At 56.1% G+C, this 428-nt stretch carries 1 pseudogene; it reads right to left on the minus strand.

Features of this window, described 5'->3' with window-relative positions:
• Nucleotides 1–413, minus strand: a pseudogene (locus tag Xkoz_RS19395) (phage tail protein); the annotation flags it as partial.
• Nucleotides 414–428 lie beyond the last annotated feature (15 nt).

A 428-nucleotide genomic window follows, 5' to 3' on the forward strand; every position in this document is an offset into this window, starting at 1 on the left:
CCCAACTGCGCAAAGACATCCAGCGGCGCGGTCAGTTTATCCAGCCCCTGAACGCCCAACTGCACAAAGGCATCCAGTGTGGACTTCAATTTATCCAGCGCCTGCGTTCCCAACTGCGCAAAGACATCCAGCGGCGCGGTCAGTTTATCCAGCCCCTGAACGCCCAACTGCACAAAGGCATCCAGTGTGGACTTCAATTTATCCAGCGCCTGAGTCCCCAACTGCGCAAAGACATCCAGCGGCGCGGTTAATTTATCCAGCCCCTGAACGCCCAACTGCACAAAGGCATCCAGTGTGGACTTCAATTTATCCAGCGCCTGAGTCCCCAACTGCGCAAAGACATCCAGCGGCGCGGTCAGTTTATCCAGCCCCTGAACGCCCAACTGCACAAAGGCATCCAGTGTGGACTTCAATTTATCCAGCGCCTG

The organism is Xenorhabdus kozodoii, from assembly GCF_002632875.1.
In the GTDB taxonomy this organism is placed as follows: Bacteria; Pseudomonadota; Gammaproteobacteria; order Enterobacterales; family Enterobacteriaceae; genus Xenorhabdus; species Xenorhabdus kozodoii.